The sequence below is a fragment of the Streptomyces sp. NPDC034043 genome, from assembly GCF_055575675.1.
On the sequence record NZ_JBVISF010000006.1, the window covers coordinates 436,313 to 462,082 of the forward strand.

General features: G+C 74.5%; 25 protein-coding genes, 1 tRNA gene and 1 pseudogene. 7 read left to right on the top strand and 20 right to left on the bottom strand.

The window, feature by feature from the left end; all coding sequences use genetic code 11:
- Nucleotides 1-50: 50 nt before the first annotated feature.
- The 4 genes from ACZ51S_RS18320 to ACZ51S_RS18335 form a co-directional block, all read right to left on the bottom strand.
- The gene (locus ACZ51S_RS18320; RefSeq protein WP_468961422.1) at nt 51-815 is read right to left on the bottom strand and encodes a PIG-L deacetylase family protein; all 765 of its coding nucleotides are present in this window, start codon (nt 813-815) and stop codon (nt 51-53) included.
- Between the two features lie 87 nt (nt 816-902).
- The gene (locus ACZ51S_RS18325; RefSeq protein WP_468961424.1) at nt 903-2,213 is read right to left on the bottom strand and encodes an alpha/beta fold hydrolase; all 1,311 of its coding nucleotides are present in this window, start codon (nt 2,211-2,213) and stop codon (nt 903-905) included.
- Nucleotides 2,214-2,394: 181 nt separating this feature from the next.
- A complete protein-coding gene (locus tag ACZ51S_RS18330; RefSeq protein ID WP_468961426.1) occupies nt 2,395-3,480 on the bottom strand; it encodes an S-(hydroxymethyl)mycothiol dehydrogenase in 1,086 nt (361 codons plus the stop codon).
- Between the two features lie 85 nt (nt 3,481-3,565).
- Entirely contained in the window at nt 3,566-4,540 is a 975-nt protein-coding gene (locus tag ACZ51S_RS18335; RefSeq protein WP_468961428.1) for a LysR family transcriptional regulator, read from the bottom strand.
- A gap of 71 nt (nt 4,541-4,611) precedes the next feature.
- On the opposite strand from ACZ51S_RS18335, the gene ACZ51S_RS18340 reads away from it, so the two are divergent.
- From ACZ51S_RS18340 to ACZ51S_RS18350, 3 genes are all read left to right on the top strand, one after another.
- A complete protein-coding gene (locus tag ACZ51S_RS18340; RefSeq protein ID WP_468961430.1) occupies nt 4,612-5,541 on the top strand; it encodes a dihydrodipicolinate synthase family protein in 930 nt (309 codons plus the stop codon).
- Between the two features lie 98 nt (nt 5,542-5,639).
- Entirely contained in the window at nt 5,640-6,050 is a 411-nt protein-coding gene (locus tag ACZ51S_RS18345) for a RidA family protein (protein ID WP_468476533.1), read from the top strand.
- A gap of 434 nt (nt 6,051-6,484) precedes the next feature.
- Nucleotides 6,485-7,261 (top strand): transglycosylase SLT domain-containing protein, encoded by a 777-nt coding sequence (locus ACZ51S_RS18350; protein ID WP_468476532.1) that lies wholly within the window; start codon nt 6,485-6,487, stop codon nt 7,259-7,261.
- Nucleotides 7,262-7,282: 21 nt separating this feature from the next.
- Here the strand turns inward: ACZ51S_RS18350 and ACZ51S_RS18355 are convergent, their stop codons facing one another.
- From ACZ51S_RS18355 to ACZ51S_RS18385, 7 genes and pseudogenes are all read right to left on the bottom strand, one after another.
- Nucleotides 7,283-8,215, bottom strand: a complete 933-nt coding sequence (locus tag ACZ51S_RS18355) for a squalene/phytoene synthase family protein (protein WP_468887378.1) — start codon at nt 8,213-8,215, stop codon at nt 7,283-7,285.
- A gap of 108 nt (nt 8,216-8,323) precedes the next feature.
- Nucleotides 8,324-9,982, bottom strand: a complete 1,659-nt coding sequence (locus ACZ51S_RS18360; RefSeq protein ID WP_468961432.1) for a serine/threonine-protein kinase — start codon at nt 9,980-9,982, stop codon at nt 8,324-8,326.
- Between the two features lie 27 nt (nt 9,983-10,009).
- Nucleotides 10,010-11,746, bottom strand: coding sequence for a peptide-N4-asparagine amidase (locus ACZ51S_RS18365; protein WP_468961449.1), 1,737 nt, complete (start codon nt 11,744-11,746; stop codon nt 10,010-10,012).
- 150 nt (nt 11,747-11,896) lie between these two features.
- Nucleotides 11,897-12,031, bottom strand: a pseudogene (locus ACZ51S_RS18370) (RraA family protein); the annotation flags it as partial.
- Nucleotides 12,028-12,192, bottom strand: a complete 165-nt coding sequence (locus ACZ51S_RS18375) for an RraA family protein (protein ID WP_468803112.1) — start codon at nt 12,190-12,192, stop codon at nt 12,028-12,030. The pseudogene ACZ51S_RS18370 and the gene ACZ51S_RS18375, both read right to left, overlap by 4 nt.
- 254 nt (nt 12,193-12,446) lie before the next feature.
- A complete protein-coding gene (locus ACZ51S_RS18380) occupies nt 12,447-13,316 on the bottom strand; it encodes a DMT family transporter (RefSeq protein WP_468887372.1) in 870 nt (289 codons plus the stop codon).
- Nucleotides 13,313-14,215 carry a phosphatase PAP2 family protein gene (locus tag ACZ51S_RS18385; RefSeq protein WP_468961434.1) on the bottom strand — a complete coding sequence of 301 codons (903 nt, stop codon included), beginning with the start codon at nt 14,213-14,215 and terminating at the stop codon, nt 13,313-13,315. Before ACZ51S_RS18385 ends, ACZ51S_RS18380 begins: the two co-directional genes overlap by 4 nt.
- A gap of 150 nt (nt 14,216-14,365) precedes the next feature.
- Between ACZ51S_RS18385 and ACZ51S_RS18390 the strand changes: the two genes are divergently transcribed.
- Nucleotides 14,366-15,010, top strand: a complete 645-nt coding sequence (locus tag ACZ51S_RS18390; RefSeq protein ID WP_468476526.1) for a TetR/AcrR family transcriptional regulator — start codon at nt 14,366-14,368, stop codon at nt 15,008-15,010.
- Between the two features lie 159 nt (nt 15,011-15,169).
- On the opposite strand, the gene ACZ51S_RS18395 is transcribed toward ACZ51S_RS18390, so the two are convergent.
- The 5 genes from ACZ51S_RS18395 to ACZ51S_RS18415 all read right to left on the bottom strand — a co-directional run bounded on the left by ACZ51S_RS18395 (nt 15,170) and on the right by ACZ51S_RS18415 (nt 18,759).
- On the bottom strand, nt 15,170-15,763 hold the full coding sequence (locus ACZ51S_RS18395; RefSeq protein WP_388940063.1) for a TerD family protein: 594 nt from the start codon (nt 15,761-15,763) through the stop codon (nt 15,170-15,172).
- 75 nt (nt 15,764-15,838) lie between these two features.
- Nucleotides 15,839-16,249 carry a hypothetical protein gene (locus ACZ51S_RS18400; protein WP_468961436.1) on the bottom strand — a complete coding sequence of 137 codons (411 nt, stop codon included), beginning with the start codon at nt 16,247-16,249 and terminating at the stop codon, nt 15,839-15,841.
- Nucleotides 16,246-17,397: a leucine-rich repeat domain-containing protein gene (locus tag ACZ51S_RS18405; RefSeq protein ID WP_468961451.1), complete on the bottom strand. Its 1,152-nt coding sequence runs from the start codon at nt 17,395-17,397 to the stop codon at nt 16,246-16,248. The genes ACZ51S_RS18400 and ACZ51S_RS18405 overlap by 4 nt, the downstream gene beginning before the upstream one ends.
- A 120-nt stretch (nt 17,398-17,517) precedes the next feature.
- Nucleotides 17,518-17,586: transfer RNA gene (locus ACZ51S_RS18410), tRNA-OTHER, on the bottom strand.
- A 120-nt stretch (nt 17,587-17,706) separates the two neighbouring features.
- Nucleotides 17,707-18,759, bottom strand: coding sequence for a hypothetical protein (locus ACZ51S_RS18415; RefSeq protein WP_468476626.1), 1,053 nt, complete (start codon nt 18,757-18,759; stop codon nt 17,707-17,709).
- A 235-nt stretch (nt 18,760-18,994) separates the two neighbouring features.
- Between ACZ51S_RS18415 and ACZ51S_RS18420 the strand changes: the two genes are divergently transcribed.
- Nucleotides 18,995-19,807 carry a glutamate ABC transporter substrate-binding protein gene (locus tag ACZ51S_RS18420; RefSeq protein ID WP_388940060.1) on the top strand — a complete coding sequence of 271 codons (813 nt, stop codon included), beginning with the start codon at nt 18,995-18,997 and terminating at the stop codon, nt 19,805-19,807.
- A gap of 76 nt (nt 19,808-19,883) precedes the next feature.
- Here ACZ51S_RS18420 and ACZ51S_RS18425 read toward each other — a convergent pair whose 3' ends face one another.
- Nucleotides 19,884-20,450, bottom strand: coding sequence for a DJ-1/PfpI family protein (locus ACZ51S_RS18425; RefSeq protein WP_468476524.1), 567 nt, complete (start codon nt 20,448-20,450; stop codon nt 19,884-19,886).
- Between the two features lie 218 nt (nt 20,451-20,668).
- Here ACZ51S_RS18425 and ACZ51S_RS18430 point away from each other — a divergent pair, with 218 nt between their 5' ends.
- A complete protein-coding gene (locus ACZ51S_RS18430; protein WP_468476523.1) occupies nt 20,669-21,493 on the top strand; it encodes an endonuclease I family protein in 825 nt (274 codons plus the stop codon).
- A 51-nt stretch (nt 21,494-21,544) separates the two neighbouring features.
- Here ACZ51S_RS18430 and ACZ51S_RS18435 read toward each other — a convergent pair whose 3' ends face one another.
- The 3 genes from ACZ51S_RS18435 to ACZ51S_RS18445 form a co-directional block, all read right to left on the bottom strand.
- On the bottom strand, nt 21,545-23,173 hold the full coding sequence (locus tag ACZ51S_RS18435) for a beta-N-acetylhexosaminidase (RefSeq protein WP_468803116.1): 1,629 nt from the start codon (nt 23,171-23,173) through the stop codon (nt 21,545-21,547).
- Between the two features lie 95 nt (nt 23,174-23,268).
- Nucleotides 23,269-23,706 (bottom strand): GlcG/HbpS family heme-binding protein, encoded by a 438-nt coding sequence (locus ACZ51S_RS18440; protein ID WP_468887358.1) that lies wholly within the window; start codon nt 23,704-23,706, stop codon nt 23,269-23,271.
- Nucleotides 23,707-23,748: 42 nt separating this feature from the next.
- Nucleotides 23,749-24,969, bottom strand: a complete 1,221-nt coding sequence (locus ACZ51S_RS18445) for an MFS transporter (RefSeq protein ID WP_468803118.1) — start codon at nt 24,967-24,969, stop codon at nt 23,749-23,751.
- A 202-nt stretch (nt 24,970-25,171) separates the two neighbouring features.
- Between ACZ51S_RS18445 and ACZ51S_RS18450 the strand changes: the two genes are divergently transcribed.
- Nucleotides 25,172-25,645, top strand: coding sequence for a MarR family winged helix-turn-helix transcriptional regulator (locus ACZ51S_RS18450; RefSeq protein ID WP_468887355.1), 474 nt, complete (start codon nt 25,172-25,174; stop codon nt 25,643-25,645).
- Nucleotides 25,646-25,770: the final 125 nt, after the last annotated feature.

The window sequence follows — 25,770 nt, forward strand, 5'->3', positions numbered from 1 at the left end:
GTTCCGCACCCCCCACCTGACTGACGGGGCGTCAGCTTAAGGGGGTGCGGTCAGCGGGGGAAGACCTCGAACGGCACCGCCGGGCGGCCGCCGAAGCGTGCCGCCGCCTGCTGGACGTTGCCGGTGAGGAAGTTCCGTACGTACTCCTCGGGGTCCTGGTCCGTCAGCGCGCCGATGTACGCCTTGTGCTCCAGCAGGGACCGGATCGCGCGCTCCAGACCGGACCCGGCGTCGACGGCGTGGGTGGGCATGGTCGTGCCCGCCACCGCGACCCAGCGCACCCCGTCCCACGGCTCCAGGCCCTGCTCGGAGATGAGCTCGGGGAAGATCCACCGGTTGCCCGCGTCGCCGGCGGCGTCCAGCACGGCCCGGCCGACGGCCTTGTGGTCGGGGGTGTTCCAGGCGCCGCCGCCACCGGCCCCGCCCCAGGTGTCGCGGTGGTTGAGGGTGACCACCAGCTCGGGGCGGTGCCGCCGGATGGCCGCCGCGATGTCCCGGCGCAGGCCGAGGCCGTACTCGACGACCCCGTCGCGGTAGTCGAGGAACTCCACCGTGGACACCCCGACGACCGCCGCGCTCGCCCGCTGCTCGGCCTCGCGCAGCGGGCCGCACTCGTCGGGGGTGACCCCGTCGATGCCCGCCTCGCCGCGCGTGGCGAGGAGGTAGGTGACCTCGCGGCCGCCGTCGGTCCACTCGGCGATGGCCGCGGCGCAGCCGTATTCGAGGTCGTCGGGGTGGGCCACCACCGCGAGGGCGCGCCGCCAGTCGGCGGGCATGGGCTGCAAGGGGGGCTGCTGGTCAGCTTGTTCGGTCATACGCCGCACCCTAGTGCGGTGACCGCGAAGACCGGCGAACCTTTCCGGCGCAGCACCGGGCGAAACACCGGCCCGGCCCGGCCATATCTAGACCTCGTCGCGGACCAGGGACAGCAGCCGGTCGAGGACGCGGGGGCCGCCGGCGCGGACGCCGTCGTGCTCGAACTCGTCCGTCACCCAGGTCCGCAGGCCGCGGATCGCGCGGGCCGTGGTCAGCGAGTGCGCGGTGTCCACGTACATGTCGTCGTGGTAGACGGCGGCGGCCACCGGTACCTCGTTGGCCGCGAGGCGGGCCGGGTCGTACAGCGGCTGCCAGCCGGTGCGGGACGCCATGAGGTCGGCGGTCTCGCACAGGGGGATCAGGGCCGGGTCGGTGGTGAAGTGCCAGGGGTGGATGGTCTCGCCGGTGAACAGGAGCGGGTCGTCGCCGGCGAGGGCCTTCGCGGCGTCGAAGCGCGGCTGTCCGGCGCGGACGCGTTCGGCGGCCCAGGCGGTGGGCACCGCCGGGTCCTGGGCGTAGATCGCCTCGTGGAGGAGGGCGTAGAGGGGGTGGCCCGCGAAGGAGAGGTGGGTGCGGACCCGTTCCAGGAAGGCGTCCGAGAGGGCGGGCCCGGCGGGGGTGGTGACGAAGGCGTCCTCGAGGAGGTAGTGCAGCTGGTGGCTGCCGTCGCCGGCACCGAGGACCAGGCCGAGGGACTGGAAGGCCTCGACGGTGAGCCGGTGGCCGCCGGGGAGTTCGGCCGGGCGCTCGGCGAGGTGGGCGGCGATGCGGCGGGCGCGCTCGACGTCCATGGGGTAGCGGGTGTAGTGGGCCAGGTTCTTGCGCTCGATGCGGGGGTACGCCGCCTCGTACACCTCGGTAGCGGTCGCGTCGAGGGAGGGCAGTCCGCCGGTGATCAGGGCGGCGGTCAGGCCCTCGGGCGCGGTGGAGAGGTAGTGGGTGGCGCAGAACCCGCCGAAGCTCTGGCCGAGGACGGTCCAGGGGGCGCCACCGGTGAGGCCCGGGCGGATGGCCTCGGCGTCGCGCACGATGGAGTCGCCGCGGAAGTGGGCGAGGTGGTCCGCCTGCTGTTCCGGGGTGCCGAGCGCGGGCAGGGTCTGCCGGTTGAGCGGCGTGGAGCGGCCGGTGCCGCGCTGGTCGAGGAGCAGCACCCGGTAGTCGGCGAGGGCCCGTTCCAGCCAGGCCTGGCGGCCGGTGAACCGGCGCGCCCCGAAGCCGGGGCCGCCCTCCAGGTACAGCAGCCAGGGCAGCCGCTCGGGGTCCTTGTCGTTGGCGACGACCTCGCGCGCGTACAGCTCGATCCGTTCCCCGTCGGGGTGGTCGTGGTCGAGCGGCACGGTGAAGTGGTGGTCGGTCAGGACGACACCGGGCTGGCGGTAGCTGCGCGGGAGGGTCACGGACGGCCCCTGGGTCTGGGTACGGATGCCCTCCCCCGCGCCTTCGCCGGGTCGCGGCGGGGCCGGGGGGCCGGGGCTGACGTCCCGGCCGAGTCTAGGCCCCCCGTGGCCCCGGCCGGACGGTCAGGGCCACGGGGCCGGTGCCACGGGCCACCGCTCAGCCGGTCAGCCGGTCAGCCGGTCAGAACTGGACCACCGAGCGGAGCACCTCGCCGCGCTCCATGCGGGCGAAGGCCTCCTCGACCCCGTCGAGGGGAATGGTCTCGGAGACGAAGGCGTCGAGGTCGAGCCGGCCCTGGAGGTACAGGTCGATGAGGAACGGGAAGTCGCGCTCGGGCAGGCAGTCCCCGTACCAGGAGGACTTGAGCGCGCCGCCGCGTCCGAAGACGTCCAGGAGCGGGAGTTCGAGCTTCATGTCCGGCGTCGGTACGCCGACCAGGACCACGGTGCCGGCGAGGTCGCGGGCGTAGAAGGCCTGACGGTAGGTCTCGGGGCGGCCGACGGCCTCGATGACCACGTCCGCGCCGTTCCCGCCGGTCAGCTCCTGGATGGCCTTGACCACGTCCTCGGTACGCCCGTTGACGGTGTGGGTGGCGCCCAGCCCGCGCGCCCACTCCAGCTTCCGGTCGTCCAGGTCCACGGCGATGATCCGCGAGGCACCGGCCAGCCGGGCTCCCGCGACGGCGGCGTTGCCCACTCCGCCGCAGCCGATGACGGCGACCGAGTCGCCGCGCCCCACGTTGCCGGTGTTCAGGGCCGCGCCGAGGCCGGCCATGACGCCGCAGCCGAGCAGTCCGGCGGCGGCCGGCGAGGCGGCGGGGTCCACCTTGGTGCACTGTCCGGCGGCGACCAGGGTCTTCTCGGCGAAGGCTCCGATGCCCAGGGCCGGGGAGAGCGGGGTGCCGTCCTCGAGGGTCATGGGCTGGGCGGCGTTGTGGGTGCTGAAGCAGTACCAGGGCCGGCCGCGCTTGCAGGCCCGGCAGGTGCCGCACACCGCGCGCCAGTTGAGGACCACGAAGTCGCCGGGGGCGACGGAGGTGACGCCGGGGCCGACGGACTCGACGGTCCCGGCGGCCTCGTGGCCGAGGAGGAAGGGGAACTCGTCGTTGATGCCGCCCTCGCGGTAGTGCAGGTCGGTATGACAGACCCCGCAGGCCTGGACCTTGACGAGGACTTCACCGGGCCCCGGGTCGGGCACGAGGATCGTGGTCGTCTCCACCGGTGCGCCCTTGCCCCGCGCGATGACCCCTCGTACGCGATGTGTCACGTCGTACCCCGTTCTGTTCGGCTCGGTCTGGATCAACGAACGTACACGGGCGGGGCGCCCCAAGGGAGTTGTGCGGGCCCTCGCGTCATCCGCCCCCACCGGTTCCGGCCAGATCCGGCGGCACGGCCGCGCGCAGCGCCGCGGCGAAGGCGGCCACGGCGGGATGCGCGGCGGCGCCGTCGCGGAAGGCGATCTTGGTGCGGCGTTCCATGTGGAGGCGGGTGAGGGTGAGGCCGGGGTCCGGGGGTCCGGTCACTCCCAGCTGGGGGACGACGGCCACTCCCTGCCCGGCCGCGACCAGGGCGAGGACGGTGTCGAACTCGTCGACCTGGTGCCGGATCCGGGGCGCGAATCCGGCCGCCTGGCAGGCCCGCACGGTCATGGCGTGGCAGAGGGTGCCGGGTGTGGCGGTGATCCAGGGCGCGTCCTGGTGGGTACGCAGGACCGCTCCCTGGTCGGGTCCGGAGGCCGGGGAGAGGCCGGAGGCCGGGGGCGGGCCCTGGTCGGGGGCGGGGTCCGGGGGCGGGCCGGCGGGGGCGGCCAGGTACATCGTCTCCCCGTACAGCGGGCGGGTGGCGAGCCCCGGCTCCGGCGGCGCGGGGACGAAGTCGTACTCGTGGACCAGGGCCACGTCCAGGTCCCCGGCCCGCAGCGCGTGCGCGACCGCCGCCGGGTCGGTCTCGCGGACCCTCGGCTCCAGCCCGGGGTGGCGCCGGGCCAGGTGGAGGAGGGCCGCCGGGACGATGGCCCGGGTGGCGGTGGGGAAGGAGCCGACGCGCAGGACGCCGGCGAGGCCGCTGCGGGCCTCCGCGAGGTCGGCGTCCGCCTGTTCGAGGCGTTCCAGGACGGCTTCGGCGTGCCGGACGAGGTTCTGGGCGGCGGGGGTGAGGCGGACCCGGCGGCCGGTGCGTTCCAGCAGGGGCAGGCCGGCTTCCCGTTCGAGGACGGAGAGCTGCTGGGAGACGGCGGAGGGGCTGAAGGCGAGGGCCTCGGCCACGGCGGCGATGGTGCCCCGGCGGGCGAGTTCCCGCAGGAGGCGCAGGCGGCGTACGTCGAGCATCGGCTCAGCTTACGGGTCGGGTAAGGAACGCGAACTGGATTCGGCGCTCGGTCCGGGCGAAGCTCTTCGGTATGCGACAGGAAACGGCACGGGCCGGACAATTGACCGATGTCACCCCTTTCACCCTCGACGGGATCCACGTCCCGCTCGTCACCCCCTTCGCTCGTGACGGGGAGGTGGCCGCCGGGGCGCTGGAGGCCCTGGCCCACGAGGTGCTCGACGCGGGGGCGGCCGGGATCGTGGCCCTCGGCACGACGGGCGAGGCGGCCGCCCTCGACGAGGCGGAGCGCGACCTGGTCACCGGGGTCTGCGCCCGGGTCTGCGGCGAGCGGGGGGTGCCGCTCACGGTGGGGGCGGGAGCGAGCGGGACCAGGGCGAGCGAGGCGGCGCTGGCGCGGCTGGCGCGGTGGCCGCAGGCCCGGGCGGCGCTGGTGACCGTACCGTCCTTCGTACGGCCCTCGGCGGCGGGCGTGCTGGCGCACTTCACGCGGCTGGCCGAGGTCAGTCCGCTGCCGCTGATCGTCTATCACATCCCGTACCGGACGGGGCAGCCGCTGGACGCGGACGCGCTGCGCGCGCTGGGCTCGCTGCCCGGGGTGGCCGGGGTGAAGTACGCGGCGGGCGGGATCGACGCGGAGACGGTGGCGTTGCTGGGCCGGCTGCCGGAGGGGTTCTCCGTCCTGGCGGGGGACGACGCGTACGCGTCCCCGATGCTGGCGCTGGGCGCGTCGGGCGCGGTGCTCGCCTCGGCCCATCTGGCGACGGAGCGGTTCGTGGAGCTCGCGGCGGCCTGGCGGGAAGGCGACGTCGGGCGTGTCCGGGGGCTGGGGCACGGGCTGGCGCGGGTCTCGGCGGCGGCCTTCGCGGAGCCGAACCCGACGGTGGTCAAGGGGGTGCTGCACGCGCAGGGCCGGATCCCCACCCCGGACGTACGCCTGCCCCTGCTGCCCGCGTCCCGGGGAGCCGTGGACGCCACTCTGGAGGCGCTGGCCTCCCTCTAGCTCGTTCTTCAACCGGGCGATCTCAGCGCCGCGCCGGACGGTCGCGCGGTGGGGCGAATTCGGGTGCGCGTCCGGGGCGGACCGGCCAGACTCGCGGCATGACAGCGAAGATCAGCCGCATCAACCCCGATCAGTTGCACGCGACGCCGGGCTACCACCACATCACCGTGGTGGAGACCGGCCGAACGGCCCATCTGGCGGGGCAGTGCCCCCTCGACCAGGGCGGCTCCCTCGTCGGCCCGGGCTCCCTCGAGGCGCAAGTCGATCAGGTTGCCGCGAACGCGCTGGCCGCCCTCGCGGCGGTGGACGCCCAGCCGCAGCACGTGGTGCGTTCGGTGATCTACGTGCGCAGCGATGACAGGGACGACCTGGGCCTCGCCTGGCACCGGCTTGCCGCTTCCGCCCTCGGGCCGGCCTTCACGTCCGCCAGCACGCTCTTGGGGGTCGCGCAGCTGGGCTTCGCGGGGCAGCTGGTCGAGGTGGACCTCACCGTCGCGCTGCCCGACTGAGCGGCCCGCACGCCCCGAGTCGGGACGGGTCGCAGGCCCCCGGAGCGGCCACAGGCGGGATTGAATGTCCCATTGCGAGCGATTCGTCAGCCTCGGGCGGGTCGCCCGAATCGGCAGTATCGGGGCGCGAATTGACCGTATTGGACGAGGCGGCCTCAAACCTGCCCGGCCCGTGATGTGGGTCACGCGGGACCGCTCAACATCAATTCATCCGGAACGGCCGATTCCCTTTCCACGGAAAGGAAATCGGCCTTTCCGCGATCCGCCCGTCATGGTCATTTACCGGACAACGGACGGGAAGTCGATCTCCGGGCGGAATTCTCGTCTTGTTCCCGCCCCTCGCACTCGCCTACGGTCACCTCACTCCCCGCGGCCGACTGCCGAATCCGGCCGCCGCCGGGGCTCTCCCGTACCCCCACGTGAGGAACAGCGCCATGCCCCGACACGGTAAGCACCGTCGGCCGAAGCAGAACCGGATCGCCCGCGGACTCGCGGTCGCCGGCACGGGCGGAGCGGCTTTCGCCCTTCCGCTGATCAGCGCCACCACGGCCGGGGCGGCCGGCACGCAGCCGGCTCCGGCGTCGCTCGTCAAGGCGTCCGTGGAGAAGGCCGTGGCGGTGCAGAAGCCGGCCGTGGACAAGTCCGTCGCGAAAAAGGCGTCCGTGGAAAAGGCCGCGGCGGCCGTCACCTATTCCGTGGTCGGCGGTGACACGCTTTCGAAGATCGCGGCCGATCATTCCGTGAGCGGCGGCTGGCAGGCGCTCTACGCGGCCAACCGCAACGCCATCGGCCAGAACCCCTCGGTGATCCGCCCCGGCCTGAAGCTGAGCATCGGCGCGGCGGCACGGGCGGCCGCGGCGAAGCCCGCCGCCAAACCGGCCACCACGTACGCGAACAACCTCGACGGCTGGATCCGCCAGTCGCTGGCCGTCATGGCCAAGCACGGAATTCCCGGCACCTACAACGGAATCCACCGCAACGTGATGCGCGAGTCCTCGGGCAATCCCCGCGCCATCAACAACTGGGACTCCAACGCCGCGGCCGGCATCCCCTCCAAGGGCCTGCTCCAGGTCATCGACCCGACCTTCCGCGCCTACCACGTGCCCGGCACTTCCATGGACTCGTACGACCCGGTCGCGAACATCACCGCGGCCTGCAACTACGCCGCCGCCCGATACGGCTCGATCGACAACGTCAACGGCCCGTACTGACGGGTCCCGCCCGGCGGGGCGTCAGCGCGGCGCCGCCGTGGTCCGCCCGGGGTGCCTGCGGCGGCGCCGCGCGCGGACCAGGGTGGCCACGGGTGCCGTCAGGCCGTAGCCGACGTCCTTGCGCAGGGCGCCGGTGCCGGCCTTCTCCACCGCGGTCAGCTGGTGTCCCATGAGCTCCGTCATGGCCGCGACCACCGGCCGCAGTCCGGGCTCGGTGAGGCCGAGGACGCCTCCGGCGGCGCCGAGGGCGGTCCGCGCGCGGGCACACTCGGCGGCGAGGAGGGCGCGTACCTCCCGGGTGTCGCGGGCCCGTTCCAGGTCGGCGCGGGTGACGGAGTGCTCGTCGAGCCGGGAGCGCGGGACGCACAGCCGCCCGTCGGCGAGGTCGCCCGCGAGATCGGCGAGGAAGTCGACCCGCTGGGCGGCGTCCACGAAGCCGCGCCAGCCGGCGGCCTGGGCAGCGTCGGGTCCGCCCTCGTACTGGAGGCCGGTGAAGACCATGACCCCGGGCCAGGCGTAGGCGTCGAGGTAGGTCTGGAAGTCCTCCTCGGTGGCGAAGCCGTCGAAGCCGGCCTCGGCGGTGGCGGCTCCGTCGAGGAAGCGGGTGACCCAGTGCCCGGGCAGGCCCCGGGTGCTCACGGCGTGGGCGTAGGCGCGCAGCAGCGGGTCCGGGCTGTCGCCGCTCTCCAGGGCCGCTCCGGTGCGTCGCGCCAGCGTGGCGAGACCGGCGGCCCGGGCACTCGGGGTGCCGGTCTCGGCCACGTCGTCGACCAGGTTCATGAAGGCCAGCCCGGCCGCCAGCCAGGGCACCAGCGGCGGCGCGGCCAGCAGGCGCAGGGTGAGGTAGGGGGCCGGTTCGCGGCGCAGCACCCTGCGTGCGGCATGGGTGAAGTCGGCCCGCAGCCGGGGGTCGGTGATCCCGGCGCGGGTCAGGGTGGTGCGCCAGCTGGGCATGGTGGCCGTCTCCTCGGACCGTGTCCGCCCACCCGTACGCGCCCGGGCGCGTACGGGTGGGCGGGTCTGCGGGCATGTGCGGGTGTGGGGGTGTGCGGATACGCCTCGTCAGGACCGGTAGACCTTCTTCACGTTGCCCTGGGTGTCGGCGTACACGTAGCCGCCCCGTCCGTACTCGTCGGTGAGGTAGGGGCGCATGGAGGGGGTCGCGTCGAAGAGCCAGGGCTCGACGATGACGTAGCGGGAGGTGGGCTTGGTGACGCCCAGTTCCTGCTGGGCGCGGTCCAGGAGGGCGGGCAGGGCGTCCCACTTCACGCCCGCCATGTCGATGAGCGGCTCGTCCTGTTTGACGGTGCCGCCGGGGCCGGCGTGCGTCACCTGGCCGTCGCGGTACTGGTACCGGTCGAAGGTGTCCGCGCCGGGGGCGGTGGGGATGGAGGCCAGCACGTACCCCTCGTAGACGGTCATCTCCACGAAGGTGGTGGTACCGGTCCGCTGCTTGAACGCCTCGACGACGGTCCGGACCTGGTCGGGGGCGAGCAGGTTCCCCGTGGCCGCGGCCTGGCCGCCCTCGCCCCGCGGCGTGGCGCCCGTCCGGCCCGCGGGGGTCGCCGCGCCGGGGGTGACGGCGGCCGGGGTGGCCGTGGCGGTGGGGCCCGTGGCCTGCCGGCCGGAGGACTTGCCGTCGGGCAGCGCCTGGACGAGGCCGGCCACCCCGCCGGCGAGGGCCAGCGCCAGGGCGGCGCCGATCAGCGCCGCGCGGCCGCGCCCCCGGGCCGGGGCGGTACCGGGGACGGGCGTGGTGGGCGCGTACGGGGAGCCGCCGCCAGGGGTGAAGGAGCGGGCGTCCGACACCGTGGGCGGTGGGCCGTACGGGCCCGCGACCGGCGGGACCGGGGCGGTACCGGCGCCCGCCCCGAGAGCAGTGCTCGCACCCCGGAGCAGCGCTTCCAGCTCGCCGCCGTCGGGCCGCGCCGCGGGGTCCCGGACGAGCAGCCGTTCCAGTACGGGCCCCAGCGGGCCGGAGCGCACGGGAGCGGGGATCGGCTCGTCGAGGACGGCGACGACCGTGGCCAGGCTGGTGGCACGGCGCAGCGGGTGCGTCCCCTCGGCGGCCACGTACAGCAGCATGCCGAGCGACCACAGGTCGGAGGCCGCCAGGCCCTCCTCGCCCCGGCAGCGCTCGGGGGCGATGTACTCGGGCGAGCCGATGAGCACCCCGGTGGAGGTGAGGGCGGTCGCCCCGTGCACGGCGGCGATGCCGAAGTCGGTCAGTACGGCCGAGCCGTCGGGCCGCAGCAGGACGTTGGCCGGCTTCACGTCCCGGTGGAGCACGCCTTCCGCGTGTGCGGCGCGCAGCGCGGAGAGGATGTCGAGCCCGAGCCGCACCACCTCCGTGAGCGGCATCGGTCCGGTGGCGAGCCGGTCGTGCAGTGAACCGCCCCTGAGCAGCTCCATCACGATCCACGGGTGGCCGTCCGTCCCCGGCGCGGGCTCCACGATGTGGTGGATGGTCACCACGTTCGGGTGGGCGAGGCGGGCCAGGGCCCTGGCCTCCCGGATGGCCCGCTCGCGCAGCTGGACGGCGAGGTCCGGCTGCGCGGCGGCCGTGGCGGGGTCCGGCGGGCGCACCTCCTTCAGGGCGACCTCGCGGTGCAGTGCGATGTCGCGGGCGCGCCACACCGTGCCCATGCCTCCGGCGCCCAGGGGGCCGATCAGTTCGAAACGGCCGTCGACCAGCCGTCTGCCGGCCTCACTCATCTCCATGGGCGGTCATCGTAGGCCCCGCCACCGTCAGCAGCGGAAGCGGTCCTCCGTCACGGTGCCCTGCGCGGTGGACACCGTACGGTCGTAACAGCCGGCCCCGGCGTCCGTCCCGTACAGCCGGTAGCGCTCGGTGGACGTGCCGACCGCGTGCCGCTGGTCGCGCGGGACGTTCGCCGTGTACGTGGCGTCGCCCGTGTACCGGTGGTCGAGGAGGGAGCGGCCGGTCTGGCGGCCGCCGCGCAAGGTGACGGTGTCGGCCCGGTCCCCGAGGGACAGGACGGTGCGCAGCCGGTCGCCGGCGCCGAGGGTGGTCTCGCCGTCCATGGTGTACGTGCGGGCCGTGCGGGTGGCGGCGGCGCCGCGGGTGACGCTCTCCTCGTCGGTCCAGGAAGCCGTGAGGGCGTCCCGGTTCTCGCCGTCGGTCCAGAGGTGCGCGGAGGTGTGCGACACGGCCCGGGTGACGGTGGTGGTGACGCGGCCGTGGGAGGTGTCGAGGTACCCGGCGACGGTCAGGCGGTGGCCCCCGTCGGTGTCCAGGCGGTGTTCGCCGCCGGGGGCGGCGGGCGTCCAGCGGGAGGATCCGGTGGGGGCGCCCTCCTCGTGGCGGGTCAGGGCGCCGGTGACGACCTGGCGGCCGTGGTCCTGCCAGAGCAGCAGGTTGACGGGGGTGCTCCAGCCGCCCTGGCCGGCCGGCACGCCGGAGACGGAGACCTCGACGCGGTGCTCGCGGCCGTCGTTGAGGAGGGCCGCGTAGGGGGTGAGGTCGTACACGATCGGCTGGACGTCGAAGGCGCGGGGGCCGGGGGTGACGTACCAGAGGAAGGGGTTGGACCAGCCGCCGGTCCACACGGTCGGGAAGGGGGCGGCGAGGCCGGCGAGCCGTCCGTCGACGGATATCCGCACCTCGCGGTGGGGGCCGTCGGGGGCCTTGCAGGAGTAGGGCGCGGCGTCGGGGACGGTCATGTACCAGTACTCCTCGCAGCCGCCGCCGGAGCCGGTGGCGTACACCTCGGCGAGGAGCCGCTCGGTGTTGCGCGGGGTGGTGACGGCGGGGTTGGTGAGGGGCAGGACCCGGTCGGGGGTGTCGGGGGCCGGGTGGTGCCGGTCGGCGGCGTAGAGGGTCAGGGTGACCTTGACGTCGATGACGCCGGTGTAGGTGTCGTTGACGACGTTGCCGATCAGCATCTCGACGGGCTGCGGGCGGCCGAGGAGGTCGCTGTAGCGGGTGACGTCCTTCTCCACGGACCAGGTGATGCCGTCGGGCGAGGGCTGCGGGGTGGAGGTGCGCAGGATTTCGACGCCGCCGAGGGTGAGGTTGCCGAGGCGGTCGTACTGGCGGCCCTTGACCTTGCCGTCGAGGCGCAGGACGGCCTTGGCCCAGCCGGAGCGGCCGCAGCCGGCGGGCGGGGCGTAGGTCCCCCGGTAGGGGGTGAAGTCGCGGAACTGGGCCTCGGCCAGGGTCACTTCGCAGGAGCGGGTCGCGGGGCGCTCCACGGGCGGGGCGGCGGTGAGGGGGTCGTGCCAGTCGGTGCCGAACTCGGTGGGCGGGAGGGGCCCGTCGGCCCCGGGCCCGGCGGCGGTGGCGTCAGCGGCGGCGGGCGGTCCGGCGGCCGCGGGTCCGGCGGCGGTGGCGTCAGCGGCGGCGGGCGGTCCGGCGGCCGCGGGTCCGGCGGCGGGGGATCCGGCGGCGGCCGCGGGTCCGGCCAGGGCTCCGGCGGCGAGGGTGAGGGCGCCGAGCAGGCCCATGATCCTGTGTCGTCTCATGGGCCCGCAGTGAAACCCCCGCCGGACCGCCGCCGCCAGGCCCCCGGCCGCAGGGTGGCGGGAAACCGCCGTCCAGTGCCCGGCGGGCAGCACCACGACGCCGTCGTCGTCCACGTACACGTGTCGCCCGGGGGGGGGAAAGGTGACCCAACCGATGGTGACGGGCTCGTCGACCGCGCCCTCGCCGGTCTTGCCGCTCTTGCGGGGGCACGTGCCCAGGGCCTGGACCCCGAGGTCCAGGGCGCCGAGGGCGACGCTGTCGCTGATCGTGCCGTGGACGATCAGCCCGGCCCAGCGGAGCGGTGCGCCGCGCCGCCGCCGAGGTCGCCGACCAGGGCGGTGCGCGGGGACCCGCCGCCGTCGACGACGAGGACCGCTCCCCCGCCGGGGGTGTGGAGGAGTTCGCGCAGCAGGGCTTTGTCCTCGTGGCAGCGGACGGTGCGCACGGGTCCGGCGTACGGGTGGCGGCCGCCGATCCGGCGGAACGGGGTGGCCGCCCAGCCTGGTGCCGCGGCCTGAAAGGTCTGCCGGAAAGGGCTGCCGGGGCGTGGTGTCCGGCTCATCGATGAGCAGGACGAGGGAGCCCGCGATGGCCGAGCCCCGGGTGGCGAGGTCGAAGAACTGCGCTGCACCGGGCGCTCGAGGAGCGTGGCGGAGAGGACGCACACCGGGGGCGGAACGGTTCTCCCGCGCCGGCGGCTCAGGCCGTCACATGGCCGGCCGGCACCGGGCGGGGTCCGGCGGCCGGTGCGGCGGGCGCGGTACGGGTCAGCAGCAGCACCCCGCGCGTGGCCGCGAGGGCTCCGGCCGCCGCGAGCAGGATCCCGAGCGGGCCGCCCTGGAGGCGTTCACCGAGCAGGACCATGCCGATCGCGGCCGCGGCGAGCGGGTTGGCGAGGTTGACGACGGCGAGCGGGGCTCCGAGGCCGCCCCGGTAGGCCCGCTGCGAGAGCAGCATCCCGCCGACGGCGAACACCACCACGAGCAGGGCCACGGTGATCACCCGGCCGCTGAGCAGGGCGCCGCCCCGGCCGCCCGCCACGGCCACGGTCTGGGTCAGGGCGGAGGCGACGGCGGAGGCCAGTCCGGAGGCGGTGGCGTGGCGCAGCCCCGGGCCGGGGTCCTTACGGGCGGTGAGCAGGAGGATCGCCGCGACGGTGGCTCCGGACACGGCGAGTGCCTCGGCCAGGGTGAGGGTGTCGTCGGGGGCGGGGCCGGAGGCGGGCAGGAGCAGCAGTGCGAGCCCGGCGACGGTGGCCAGGGTGCCCCGCCACTCGGTGGCGGCGACCCGCCGTCCGGCGCCCCGGGCGCTCAGCGGGACGGCGGCCACCAGGGTGAGCGCTCCCAGCGGCTGGACGAGGGTCAGCGGTCCGTAGCGCAGCGCGGCGGCGTGCAGCAGCGCCGCGGCGGCGTTCAGTCCGGCCGACCACCACCAGGCCCCGTTCCCGAGCAGGGCGCGGGCGCTGCGGGCGACGGCCCGGCGGGCCAGGCGCTCCTGGGCGACGGCGGCGGCCGCGTAGGTGGCGGCCGAGGCCAGGCAGAGGGCGACGGCGAGGACGGTGGCGTTCACCGCCGGGCTCCCGCGGAGACGGCGGAGGGGACGCGCAGGGCGCCGCCGGAACCGGACGCCCCGGCACCGGCACCGGCACCCGCGACGCCCACGACCCCGGCCGGGCCGGTCCGCACCGCCGGACGCGGACGCGGACGCGGCAGGCTCCGTACCTCCGGGGCGGCCGCGCCGCCGGCGGCCGGGCGGGGGACCAGCAGGAGGGCCGCGCCCAGCAGCAGGGCGGCCACGATCGCGTCGAGCCAGTAGTGGTTGGCGGTGCCCACGATCACGAGCAGGGTCACCAGCGGGTGCAGCAGCCACAGGGCGCGCCACCGCGAGCCGGTCGCGGCGATCATGCCGAGGGCCAGCATCAGCGCCCAGCCGAAGTGCAGCGAGGGCATCGCGGCGAACTGGTTGGCCAGGGTGTCGGCTTCGGGCGCGGCCCCGTAGACGGTCGGCCCGTACACCTGACCGGTGTCCACCAGGTGCGCGGCGCCCAGCATCCGGGGCGGTGCGAGCGGGAAGGAGAGATGCAGGACGAGGGCGGCGCCGGTGAGGACGGCGAGCACCCGCCGGGTCCACAGGTAGTGCCGGGGGCGGCGCAGGTACAGCCAGACCAGGAACAGGGCGGTCGCCGGGAAGTGCACGGCCGCGTAGTAGGTGTTCGCGGTGTGGACGAGGGCGTCCCAGTGGAGGAGCAGCCCCTGTACGACGCCCTCACCGGGCAGGTGCAGGGCTCGCTCGGCGTCCCATATCCGGCCGGCGTTGCGGAAGGCCTCGTCGGTGCGGCCCGTCGAGAGCATCCGGCCGGCCTTGTAGGCGGCGAAGAGGCCCGCGACGAGCAGCAACTCGCGTATGAGCCGGCGGCGGGCGCCGAGGTGACCGGCGGGTGGCCGGTCCGGAGCGGTGTGGGAGGTCATCCCCCGGTCTCACTATCTTTCGGGTTCCATCGACACGCCAGTGTATCGATACATCAGCGTATCGATACGCTGGTGTCCCGATAAGCTCGGATGGCCGTACACTCGGAACACGGACCCACCGCCTGGATCCCGCGAGGAGAATCCCCACCCATGACGTCGACGCCGCAGGTCACCGCGCGCCGCTCCAAGATCAGCCCGGAGCGCGAGCAGGAGTTCTACGACGTCGTCCTCGACCAGCTGCGCGAGAACGGGTACGAGGCCCTCACCATGGAGGGCGTCGCCGCCCGGGCGTCCTGCGGGAAGTCCACGCTCTACCGGCAGTGGAAGACCAAGCCGCAGCTCGTCGCCGCGGCCCTGCGCGCGAGCCGTGCCCGCCGCGGCGAGCGGACCCTGGCGGACGTGGACACCGGCACGCTGGCGGGGGACCTCCGCGAGGCCGCCCGGATCGCGGCCGGCACCTCGGGCCGCGACACCCGCCTCACCCAGGCGCTGGGGGTGGCCGTGCTCAGCGACGAGGAGCTGCGGGCCGCGCTGCGCGAGGCGCTGGTCGAGCCCGAACTGTCGGCCTTCGGCGCCATCGTGGAGCGGGCCGTGACCCGCGGCGAGATCGCCCCGGACCATCCGGCAGTGGAGTTCCTGCCCGCGCAGCTGATGGGCGTCCTGCGCATCCGGCCCGTGCTGGAGGAGCGCTACGCGGACGCCGACTACCTGGTCAGGTTCGTCGACGCGGCCCTGCTGCCCGCGCTGGGCATCACGCCCCCGGCGGCGGACACGGCCACGGCCGGGCGCCCCTGACCCCCTGAACCGGCGGGCCGCCGTTCACGATGACCGGACGGCGGACCGCTCGCGCTGCCACGTGGGGACGGCGGCAGCGCGCCACCCGGACGGGGCGGCGGCCACTCCCGAGCAGAGTGGCCGCCGCCCCGCCCGTACGGAACTCCCGCACACGGGGCCTCAGCCGCGCGCGGCGCCCATCACCCGGGCGTACTCCTGCGGGTCCGCGTCGAAGCCGCGCGTGCGCGCGTCCATCGCCCAGCCGCCCGATGCGTCCCGGACGAACTCGGCCACGGTGGCCGCCGTGGCCCCGGGGATCTGCGAGAAGTCCGTGGTGGCGAGGTCGGTGTGGCCCTCCCGGATCCGCAGCCCCGTACCGCCGACGGCGGCGAAGGTCTTGCGCTCCGGCACCCCGGCGGGCCCCGCGTCCTGGATCACCACGCCGACCACCACCCGGCCCAGCTCCGGCGCCAGCCGGTCCAGTTCGAGGGTCATCACCTCGTCGTAACCGAAGCCCTGCCCGGTGCGGCTGTCCCGGCCCAGGGTGATGGTGCCGTCGGGGGCGCGGCTGCCGAAGTGGACGAGGTAGACGGGCTCCCCGTACGGGTCCGAGGTGCCGTAGACGGCGGCGACGATGTCCAGGTCGTTCGCGGGCGTGCCCGCCGGACTGGGGTCCCAGCGCAGCGCGATCTCCACCTTGGCCAGGCTCTTGCGTACTCCGCTCACCGAACTCCCCCTCAGCTTGGCCGCTTTGGCCGTGATGTCCACGGCCATGCTGTCACGCCTCGGTGATCACCGCCTGAACGACCGTAAACAACCGGCCAGTTCTCCCTCCGCCCGGCCGCCCGGTCAGGCCGCCGGATCGACGTGTACGGTCTCCACCCAGGCCGGCGGCCGCGGCGCGTCCGCGCCGATCAGGGGCCCGGTGCCGTGGCGGGCCGGCAGGACGCGCATCGGGGCGAGCGCGCTGCGGCCGCCCAGGACCCGGGGCAGGTGCCGGCGCAGCAGGTCGGGGGCGAAGCCGTGGAGGTCCGCTTCCACCGCCCCGGCGACGGCGGTGCCGTACCGCGAGGCGCGCGCGGTCAGGTCGACGGCCACCTCCACGCCGGCCGCGGCGCAGGCGGCGCGCCGGTCCCCGGCCGGCCGGTGCGCGGTGGCCCGGCGGATCATCCGGGCGGGCACCGCGTAGCGGCGGGCGCGCTGCCGGGCGGCCGCGTCCCCGGGCGGGAGTCCGCCGGGCGGCGCGGTGGGCGCGCTCACCGGTACACGCTCCCGATGGCCCGCAGGTCGGGGTGGGAGGCCCGGGCGGGGCGCAGCCGTTCGGCGAAGGAGCGCTTGAGGCGGCGGGGCGTGCCGGGGCCGAGGCCGACGTGCTCCAGCGGGGCGTCCTCGGGCAGGGCGGCGAGCAGGCTCCTGGCACCGCGCCCGGTGATGCCGGTGTGGCGCAGTTCCAGGCGGCGCAGCGGGCTGCCGGGCAGGGCGGCGGCCAGGGCGTCCGCGCCTTCGTCGCCGGTCACGTTGCCGGTGGCGCCGAGGCTCCGCTCGGATATGGCCCGTCCGAGGTCCAGGGCCTCGATGCCGCCGAGGGCGTCGGCGAGGGCGCGGGCTCCGGGTACGCCGATGCCGTTGCCGCCGAGGCCGAGGCGGACGGGGCGCCCGGGGCCGGCGTCGGCCGCCGCGGCGGCGATGACGGCGACGCCCTCGTCGCCGAGGTGGTTGGCCGGTACGTACAGTTCGCGGACTCCGGCGTCGCGGATGAGGGCGGCGAGCAGCGGGGCGGCTTCGGCGGTGAGGCCGTTGCCGCCGAGGAAGATCCGCTCCAGCGGCGTCGGGCGGGTGAGCAGGGCGTCGAGCAGGAGGCGTACGCCCTCGGCGCCGATGCCGGTGTTGACGAGGTCGAGGGTGCGCAGCGCGGTGTCGCGGCGCAGCAGTGCGGCGACCGTGCGGGCGCCGTCCTCGTGGAGGGGGTTCCGCTTGAGCCAGAGGGCGCGGACGGTGGTGTCCCCGGCGAGGGCTCCGGCGAGGGCGAGCACGCCGTCGGGGCCGATCCGGTTGCAGCCGAGGTAGAGGGTGTGCACGCCGTGGCGGCCGTCGGCGCCGGCGAGGGCGCTCGCGAGGGTGCGGGCGCCCTCGTCGGTCAGGGAGTTGGTGCCGAGGAGCAGGTGCGCGGCGTGCGGTGAGGTGAGCGCGGCGGGCAGCAGACGGGCGGTGCCGGCCGGGCCGAGGCCCTGCTTGCAGAGGTCGACGCGGCCGTCCGGGCGCAGGGTGCCGAGCGGGAAGGTCTCGTCGGACTCGACGGGCCGGTCCTGCGCGAGCCGGGCGAGCAGCGGGCCGAGTTCCGCCGGGTCGGCGAGCGGCAGGTCCGGGTGCTCGATAGCGGGGCACCGTACGGGCGTCGGCCGTGTCATCACCATTCCACCGGTTCCTTCGCCGGCGCCCGGCGAACCTGCGACTGCGCGGAGCAGCGGCATTCCGGTACGCCTCGCGCCCGCGATGCCGCCATTCCGACATGACGGGAGAAAAGGCGTGACCGGCCGGATTCGAACCGGCGTCCTCAGCTCGATGCCTGGGCGCGACGACCTCTGCGCTACGGCCTTGCCGCGGTGATCATAGCGGCCCGGCGGCCCGGAATCGATCACCAGTCTGACCGGTCGCGGGACCGGCGGACGGCGGCCGGGCGCCGTACCGGTGCCGGGCCGCCGTGCGCGCCGGTCCGGCTACCAGTCGCCGTCCTGGACCGGCTCGCCGGGGCGCGGGGCCGTGCCGAGCGGCAGGACCTGGCCGGGTGCCGGCGGCGTCCAGGGTGCGTGGTCGTCGCCGAGCCAGTCGCCGACGGGCTTCACCCCGGCGAGGGGGCCGGCGGCCGGGAGGTCGGTGCCGGTCTCGTCGTAGTAGTCGTACCAGGGCAGTCCGGCCCGGGTGTAGGCGGCGCGGTCCACGGGTGAGGGCGGCGCGTCCTCGCCCGTGATGCGGCGCCACTCGGGCGGGGTCACGAGGTGGACGAAGACCCGCGCGGCGGGCCGGTCGGCCCAGGCCGACGGCTCCCGGTCGTCCTTGTAGACCTCCTGGCGCATCGCACCGCCCACGCCGAGTCCCATGGCCGCGGCCGGTGCCGGACGCCCGGCCGGGTGCGCGGGGGCGGCGCCCGGGGCGGGCGCCGCCATCGGCATGGGGGGCCCGCCGGGGGCCGCGCCGTATCCGCCGCCGCCCGGACGGCCGCTCCGCAGGCTCGCGCGCTGCTCCTCGCGCCAGGCGGCGAGGGCCTCGGGGCCGAGCGGGAACGCCTGGAGCTGCACCCCGCCGGTCACCTCCTCGCCGGTGACCTGACCCTCGACCGTGGCGCCGAGGCCGAGCGGCACGGCGACGAACTGGCGCACCGTCCCGTCACCGGAGTTGATTCCGTCGAGCCAGGGCTGGCGGGGCAGCACCACGTAGTTCTGCGGCCCCCGCTCCAGCCGGCCGGTCCACCGCCTGCCCGAAACGGCGCACACCTTGCCGACGCCGACCTGGAGCGCGGCGGGCTCCCGCGAGCCGCCGAAGCTGAGCCACATCGCCTCGCGCAGGTACACCGGCAGCATCACGCCGCCCTTGGCGAGCCATTCCGGCGGCACGGTGTCCGGATGGTCCTCGACCCTGCGCAGCGGGAACTCCCCCAGCCCCGGCGGGAGTGCGTGCGTGCCCGACTCGGGCAGGCGCAATGTCCGGATGAACCGGATCCGTACCCCTTCGCCCAGCAGGAGCGTATTGCCCTCGACCCTCGCCGCGCCCATTTCCTCGTTCGCCACCCCGGACAGCCCCTTCTCCCGCCACTCACCGGAACCGCGGGAAGATCCACGGCTGAACCGGATTGTTATGCTCAAGTTTTCCTCAGATGTAGTGACGGTACGGCCGTCACCTTCCTAGCTTCCTCATACACGTGCCCTCGCGCCCCCGCGGTTCCGCACGTCTGCCCCCGTTCCCGCGACATCCCCCGGGATTCCGCGTTCCCGAGGAAAAGAGTTCAGCATGAAGGTTCCCAAGGCCGGTGCGGTCGCCACGGTGATCGCCCTCGCCGTCACCGCCTCCGGCTGTGGTGGTGAAGCCCCGAAGGAGCCCATCTCCATCGGCATCAAGTTCGACCAGCCCGGCATCGGGCTGCGCGAGAGCAACGGCACCTTCACCGGTTTCGACGTCGACGTGGCCACGTACATCGCCAAGGAACTCGGCTACAAGGCCAACGAGATCGAATTCAAGCAGGTGTACAGCTCGGACCGGGAACTGCTGATCCAGTACAACGAGGTCAAGTTCGTCGCAGCGAGCTACACGATCAACGACAAGCGCCGCGAGAAGGTCGAGTTCGCCGGGCCGTACTTCGTCGCCCACCAGGACCTGATGGTCCGCGCCGACGACAATTCGATCACCAAGCCCGAGGACCTCAACACCAAGCGGCTGTGCTCGGTGAGCGGTTCCACCTCCGCGGAGAACGTCCGCAAGACCCTCGCCCCGAAGGCGAGCATCCTGGAGCTCGGCGGTTACTCGGAGTGCCTCGTAGCCCTCCAGGACAACCTGGTCGACGCGATGACCACCGACAACTCCATCCTCGCCGGGTACGCGGCGCGGAAGGGCAACGCGGGCAAGTTCAAGCTGCTCGGGCTGAACCTGAGCAACGAGAACTACGGCATCGGCCTCAAGAAGGGCGACAACGACCTCCAGCGCAAGATCAACCTCGCGCTCACCAAGATGGTCTCCGACGGCTCCTGGGAAGCCGCCGTGAAGAAGAACTTCGGCCCGGCGAACTACAAGTACGAGCCGGCGCCCCAGGTCACCACCGGGAACTGACGGACCCCGGGGCGGGGTCCCCGTCCGGCCCCCGCCCCGGCCCCCCGGAACCCGCCCCGGCTTCCCGCCCCCGCCGCTACGCGAGCGGCGCCTTGCCGCGCAGCACGGTCAGGAACTCCCGCATCCAGGCGGGGTGGTCGGGCCAGGCGCGGGCCGAGACGAGGGTGCCGTCGACCACGGCCTCGGAGTCCCGGAACGCGGCCCCGGCCGCCCGCATGTCGGGCTCCAGCGCCGGATAGGCCGTCACCTGGCGGCCGGCGAGGGCGCCGCTCGCGGCGGTGATCAGCGGGCCGTGGCAGATCTGCGCGATCGGCTTGTCGTCGCCGGCGAAGGCGGCCAGGATCCGCCGTACCTCCGGGTCGTTGCGCAGGTACTCCGGCGCCCGTCCTCCCGGGACGACGACGGCCGCGTACTCACCGGGATCCACGTCCGCGAAGGCGACGTCGGCGGGCCAGGTGTAGCCGGGCTTCTCCGTGTAGGTGTCGAAGCCCTCCTCGAAGTCGTGCACCACGAAGCGCAGCTTCTTGCGGGAGGGCGCCGCGATGTGCACCTCGTAGCCCTCCTCCCGCAGGCGCTGGTACGGGTAGAGCACCTCCAGGGACTCCGCCGCGTCGCCGGTCACGATGAGGATCTTCACTGCCATGGGCCACTCCAGTGAGAGCTGTCAGCGGCCGCGTCGGAGCCGCCGTGGGCATCCGCTACCGTGCCCGTGCCCGGCAGCGGACAAACCCCAAGGTCCACGCGGCCGACATGTGGTTTTTACCTGATGGGCACATGACAATATGATCCTCGCTCTGCCACTTGATACCCCGCCAACTGCCATGGCGGGGACGGTGCTTGTGGAGAGGTATCCCCCACGTCATGAAGTTCTCCCGTACCGCCCCATGGGCCGCCGGGCTCGCCGCGGCCGCGCTGCTCCTCATACCGGCCAGCGCCAGCGCCGGCCAGCAGCGCACGACCGCCGATGTCGCCGAGGCCGCTCCCCAGGCCGCCGCGACCAGCGTGGACGCGTACTACGCGGCCGCCGAGGGCAAGACCGGCGCCGCGCTGAAGTCCGCGCTGCACGACATCATCAAGAACCAGTCCAGGGTCAGCTACGACGGCGTGTGGAACGCGCTGAAGGTCACCGACCAGGACCCCGCGAACCCCAACAACGTCATCCTGGTCTACTCGGGCCGCTCCCAGTCCAAGTACACCAACGGCGGCGGCGTCAACGACTGGAACCGCGAGCACGTCTGGGCCAAGAGCCACGGCGACTTCGGCACCGTCACCGGCCCGGGCACCGACCTGCACCACCTGCGGCCCGAGGACGTCACCGTCAACAGCACCCGCGGCAACAAGGACTTCGACATGGGCGGCAGCCCCGTGTCGGAGGCTCCCGGCAGCTACACCGACGCCGACTCCTTCGAGCCGCGGAACGCGGTCAAGGGCGATGTCGCGCGGATGCTGCTGTACATGGCGGTGCGCTACGACGGCGGGGACGGCTTCGCCGACCTGGAGATGAACGACCGGGTCAACAACGGGACCGCGCCGCTCTTCGGCAGGATCAGCCTGCTCAAGCAGTGGAACCAGATGGACCCGCCGGACGCCTTCGAGCAGCGCCGCAACCAGGTGATCTACGACACCTACCAGCACAACCGCAACCCGTTCATCGACCACCCGGAGTGGGTCAACTCCATCTGGTAGCGGGTCGCGGACCCCGCCCGCCGCTCCCCCGGCGCCGGCGCCTCCCGGGAGTCAGGGCCCGAGGCGGCCGGCGAGGGACCGGAAGTCGGCCCAGGACGCCTGCGGCGGGCGCGGGTCCCACACCTTCTGGGCGAGCGCGGCCAGCGGCAGCCGGATGCCCGCGGCCACCTGGGCCGGGGTCTGCGAGGCGGCCAGGTCGCACCAGACGGCGAGGCGGGCGCCGAGGACCTGCGCGTCGTAGCGTGCCGGGACGGCGGTGGTGCCGCGCAGGACGAGCGGGGTCCACTGCTCGTAGATCCGCTTGCCGGTGGGGTACGTGAACTGGTTGGGCTCGCCGAGCACGTAGTACAGGAACTCGTCGTTGAGGTTGACCACCTTGCGGCCCGCGTCCAGGTACTCCAGCGGCGGCCGGGCGCCGATCTCCTTGCCCGTCCAGTACTCGGCCTGGATGTCCGGGGCGGGCCGGGCGGCTCCGCCCGGGAAGAAGCCGTCGTTCCACGCCTTGAGGGCCTTGCCCGACGGCCTCACCACGTCCGCCCGGTCGTTCAGCCAGCCCGTCGCCAGGTCCTGCACCCGGGCGGACGGCCCGTAGCGGGCCCGCGCGGCGCTCGCGAGCCCGGGGAAGGAGGCCTGGGGGTCGCGGACCACCAGTGCCTGGTACTCGTCGGCGCCCAGGTGCCAGGCGCCGGCCGGGAACAGCGGCAGGAACTCGCGCAGCAGCTCGTCCACGAGCCGGGCGGACGCCGGGTTGGATATGTCCACGGCGCCCTTGACGGCCCGGCCCGCCGTGTCGCGCAGTTGCAGCTCCGGGTGGACGCGGAGCACGGCTCCGAGGTGTCCCGGCGAGTCGATCTCGGGGACGACCGCGATGTGCAGCCGGGCGGCGAGCGCGTTGATCCGGCGTACCTCGGCCTTGGTCAGGTGCGGGGTCGAGACGATCTCGGGGTGGGTGTCGGACTCGATCCGGAAGGCCTGGTCGTCGGAGAAGTGCAGGCCGAGCTGGTTGAGTTTGAGGTCGGCCATCTCGCGCAGCCGGCCCTCGATCCACTCGGCGGTGAAGTGCTTGCGGGCGATGTCGAGGTTGAGGCCGCGCTGGGGCTTGGCCGGGGCGTCCTCCACCTTGCCTTCGGGGGCCGAACCGGCCCCGCGTATCTCCTGTTTGAGGGTCCGGGTGCCGTAGAAGACGCCCGCCTCGTCGGGGCCGGTGATGCTGACCCGGCCGCCCTGGACGGTGAGTTCGTACGACTCCGCCGGGCCGGATCCCTTCGCGGCGAGGGCGAGGTGGACGTCGCCCGGCTTCGGCTGGTCGGATTCGGCGTACCCGAGGCGCAGTTCGCCGGCGAGCAGCCTGCCCTCGTCGGCCAGGGCGGCCCTGTCGGCGGGTGCGACCAGGACGCGGGCGCCGGGGGCGGGCTTCCAGCCGGGGCCCCGGGCGGGCACGTGTTCGCGTACGGAGGGCACGGTGCGCGGGGCGGTGGAGAGGGCGTACGCGGTCGCGGGCGGCCCGGTGGGCGTCGCGGACGCGGCGGTCGGCACGGGGGCCGGGGAGGCCGCGCCGGGGGTGGCGCGGGTGCCTTCCGCTCCGGCGGAGCAGGCGGGTACGGCGAAGGCGACCAGCGTGGCGGCCGCTGCCGTCGCGATGGCCCGACCTCTGCGGAACCGCCCGGTCGTCTGCCTCATCGTTGTACCCGTGTACCCGTGTACCCGTGTCCCCCGTACCAACCTGGCACGGAGGACACGGTCGCGCGACCCGGGGCGGGGGGCGCCCGTCGGGCCTATGCCGCCGAGTCCGCCCGGCGCAGGGCTTCGAGGGCGGTGGACCCGAAGCCGTGGTCCTCCTCGGGGGCTCCGCCGCCGACGCCGACGGCGCCGATCAGGTGGCCGTCGCGGTGGACCGGGAGGCCGCCCGCGATGAAGAGCAGCGGCCGGTCGAGTGCGGTGGGCAGGCTGTGGAAGGGTCCGCCGGGCAGCACGGCCTCGGTGAGCCCGGCGGTGGGCGCGTTCAGCTGGAGGGCGGTGTAGGCCTTGCGGGTGCTGGTCTCGCCGGAGATCAGGACGGCCCGGGCGTCACGGCGGAAGGCCAGCGGGTGACCGCCCGCGTCCAGGACGGTGACGCTGACCGCGACCCCGGCCGCCTCGGCGGCGGTGCGGGCGGCGGTGACGAGCAGCTCGGCGTCCTCGGTGGTCAGCGGGGAGAGGGTGGTGCGGGACATGGGGGTGCTCCTGTTGCGGTGGGGTGGGTGCGGCCGGGGGTGTCAGTGGTGGACGGGGGCGGGGGTGGCCGCGGCGGCTCCCGAGGCGATGACCCGGCTCCCGCCCGCCGCGCGGCGGTCCGTACGGCGCTCGAGCGCTCCCGAGACGAGGGCGAGGACGAGCGCGGACGCGGCCAGGACGGCGCCGACCCAGTTCGGGGCGGTCCAGCCGAGCCCGGCGGAGAGGACGAGCCCGCCGAGCCAGGCCGCGAGGGCGTTGCCGAGGTTGAAGGCGCCGATGTTGACGGCGGAGGCCAGCGTGGGGGCGCCGGCGGCCTGGTCGAGGACCCGCTTCTGCAGCGGCGGTACGGTCGCGAATCCGAGGGCGCCGATGAGGAAGACCGTGACGGCGGCTCCCGCCTTGTCGTGGGCGGTGAGGGTGAAGAGGGCCAGCACGACGGCGAGCGCCCCCAGGGAGACGTACAGCATCGGCATGAGCGCGCGGTCGGCGTAGCGGCCGCCGACGAGGTTGCCCGCGACCATGCCGAGCCCGAAGAGGACGAGCAGCCAGGTGACGGAGGTGGCGGCGAAGCCGGCGGCGTGGGTCAGCATCGGGGTGATGTAGGTGATCGCGGCGAAGACCCCGCCGAAGCCGAGGACGGTCATCGCCATGGCGAGCAGCACCTGGACGTTGCGGAAGGCGGCCAGCTCGTGGCGGACCCGCACGCCCTCGGGCCGGGGCAGGTCGGGGACCAGCCGGGCGATGCCGAGCAGGCCGAGCACGCCGAGGGCGGCGACGGCCAGGAAGGTGACGCGCCAGCCGAGGTGCTGGCCGACGAGGGTGCCGAGGGGGACGCCGACCACGTTGGCCACGGTCAGGCCGGTGAACATCATGGCGATGGCGCCGGCCTTCTTCTCGGGTGCCACGAGACCTGCGGCGACCACCGAGCCGATGCCGAAGAAGGCTCCGTGGGCGAGGGAGGCGACGACGCGTCCGGCCAGCATCAGGCCGAAGGCGGGTGCGAGCGCGGAGAGCAGGTTGCCCGCGATGAAGAGGCCCATGAGCAGCATCAGCATGCGCTTGCGGGGGACGCGGGTGCCGAGGACGGTCATCACGGGGGCGCCGAGGACCACGCCGAGGGCGTAGCCGGTGACGAGGAGGCCGGCGGTGGGGATCGAGACGCCGTAGCCGGCCGCGACCTCGGGGAGGAGGCCCATGATCACGAACTCGGTGGTGCCGATCCCGAAGGCTCCGATGGCGAGGGCGAGGAGCGCGAGAGGCATGACGGGGCTGCCCTTCAGGGTTCTGGGGGTGGGGGAAGCGAGGGCGGCGCACAAATGCGCTCGCCGGTAACGCTCGTCCACATTAATTGCAGACGCGGTATATTTGCAAGCGCGGGCTATTGCGCCCGTGACCTATCCTGGAGCCCAGAAAACGGAAGGCCGCAGGTTCGCGCGGCAGGCACACGACGGCGGAGGAGCCCCCATGACGGCCACGGACAGCGCACTGACCCGCCTCGCCCAGGGCTGGTGCGCCCTCTCCCTCCTCCACGGCCGCATCGAGGCGCACATCGAGCGCGCCCTCCAGGCCGGACACGGGCTGAGCGTGCGCGAGTACTCGCTGCTGGACGTCCTCAGCCGCCAGCACGGCGGCCCCGGCGGGCACCTGCGCATGCACCAGGTCGCGGACTCGGTGGTGCTCAGCCAGAGCGCGACCACCCGGCTGGTCAGCAGGCTGGAGGACCGGGGCCTGCTGAGCCGCTACATCTGCGACACCGACCGCCGGGGCATCTACACCGACGTGAGCGAGGCGGGCCTGGCCCTCCTGGACCAGGCCCGCCCCACGAACGCCGCCGCCCTGCGCGAGGCCCTCGACGAGGCCGCGCTCAACCCGGAGCTGGCCCCTCTGGTGGCGGCGGTGGAGAACACCACCGGGCAGGCGGAGAACGCCCCCGGGTAGGCGGCCAACACCCCCGGGTAGCCGGCGGTTCCTAGGTCCTGTCGTCAAAGTAGCGCCGGTCAGGCCTGCGGCGTCCGGTGCCGTGCATCGCAAGGCGGAGGGGCGCCCGAGTACTGGACGTACTC

Coding starts and splice junctions, on each gene's coding strand:
- ACZ51S_RS18320 (WP_468961422.1), bottom strand. CDS start 815: ATGACCGAACAAGCTGACCAGCAGCCCCCCTTGCAGCCCATGCCCGCC.
- ACZ51S_RS18335 (WP_468961428.1), bottom strand. CDS start 4,540: ATGCTCGACGTACGCCGCCTGCGCCTCCTGCGGGAACTCGCCCGCCGG.
- ACZ51S_RS18340 (WP_468961430.1), top strand. CDS start 4,612: ATGCGACAGGAAACGGCACGGGCCGGACAATTGACCGATGTCACCCCT.
- ACZ51S_RS18345 (WP_468476533.1), top strand. CDS start 5,640: ATGACAGCGAAGATCAGCCGCATCAACCCCGATCAGTTGCACGCGACG.
- ACZ51S_RS18350 (WP_468476532.1), top strand. CDS start 6,485: ATGCCCCGACACGGTAAGCACCGTCGGCCGAAGCAGAACCGGATCGCC.
- ACZ51S_RS18355 (WP_468887378.1), bottom strand. CDS start 8,215: ATGCCCAGCTGGCGCACCACCCTGACCCGCGCCGGGATCACCGACCCC.
- ACZ51S_RS18360 (WP_468961432.1), bottom strand. CDS start 9,982: ATGGAGATGAGTGAGGCCGGCAGACGGCTGGTCGACGGCCGTTTCGAA.
- ACZ51S_RS18365 (WP_468961449.1), bottom strand. CDS start 11,746: ATGAGACGACACAGGATCATGGGCCTGCTCGGCGCCCTCACCCTCGCC.
- ACZ51S_RS18385 (WP_468961434.1), bottom strand. CDS start 14,215: ATGACCTCCCACACCGCTCCGGACCGGCCACCCGCCGGTCACCTCGGC.
- ACZ51S_RS18390 (WP_468476526.1), top strand. CDS start 14,366: ATGACGTCGACGCCGCAGGTCACCGCGCGCCGCTCCAAGATCAGCCCG.
- ACZ51S_RS18395 (WP_388940063.1), bottom strand. CDS start 15,763: ATGGCCGTGGACATCACGGCCAAAGCGGCCAAGCTGAGGGGGAGTTCG.
- ACZ51S_RS18405 (WP_468961451.1), bottom strand. CDS start 17,397: ATGACACGGCCGACGCCCGTACGGTGCCCCGCTATCGAGCACCCGGAC.
- ACZ51S_RS18415 (WP_468476626.1), bottom strand. CDS start 18,759: ATGGGCGCGGCGAGGGTCGAGGGCAATACGCTCCTGCTGGGCGAAGGG.
- ACZ51S_RS18420 (WP_388940060.1), top strand. CDS start 18,995: ATGAAGGTTCCCAAGGCCGGTGCGGTCGCCACGGTGATCGCCCTCGCC.
- ACZ51S_RS18425 (WP_468476524.1), bottom strand. CDS start 20,450: ATGGCAGTGAAGATCCTCATCGTGACCGGCGACGCGGCGGAGTCCCTG.
- ACZ51S_RS18430 (WP_468476523.1), top strand. CDS start 20,669: ATGAAGTTCTCCCGTACCGCCCCATGGGCCGCCGGGCTCGCCGCGGCC.
- ACZ51S_RS18435 (WP_468803116.1), bottom strand. CDS start 23,173: ATGAGGCAGACGACCGGGCGGTTCCGCAGAGGTCGGGCCATCGCGACG.
- ACZ51S_RS18440 (WP_468887358.1), bottom strand. CDS start 23,706: ATGTCCCGCACCACCCTCTCCCCGCTGACCACCGAGGACGCCGAGCTG.
- ACZ51S_RS18445 (WP_468803118.1), bottom strand. CDS start 24,969: ATGCCTCTCGCGCTCCTCGCCCTCGCCATCGGAGCCTTCGGGATCGGC.
- ACZ51S_RS18450 (WP_468887355.1), top strand. CDS start 25,172: ATGACGGCCACGGACAGCGCACTGACCCGCCTCGCCCAGGGCTGGTGC.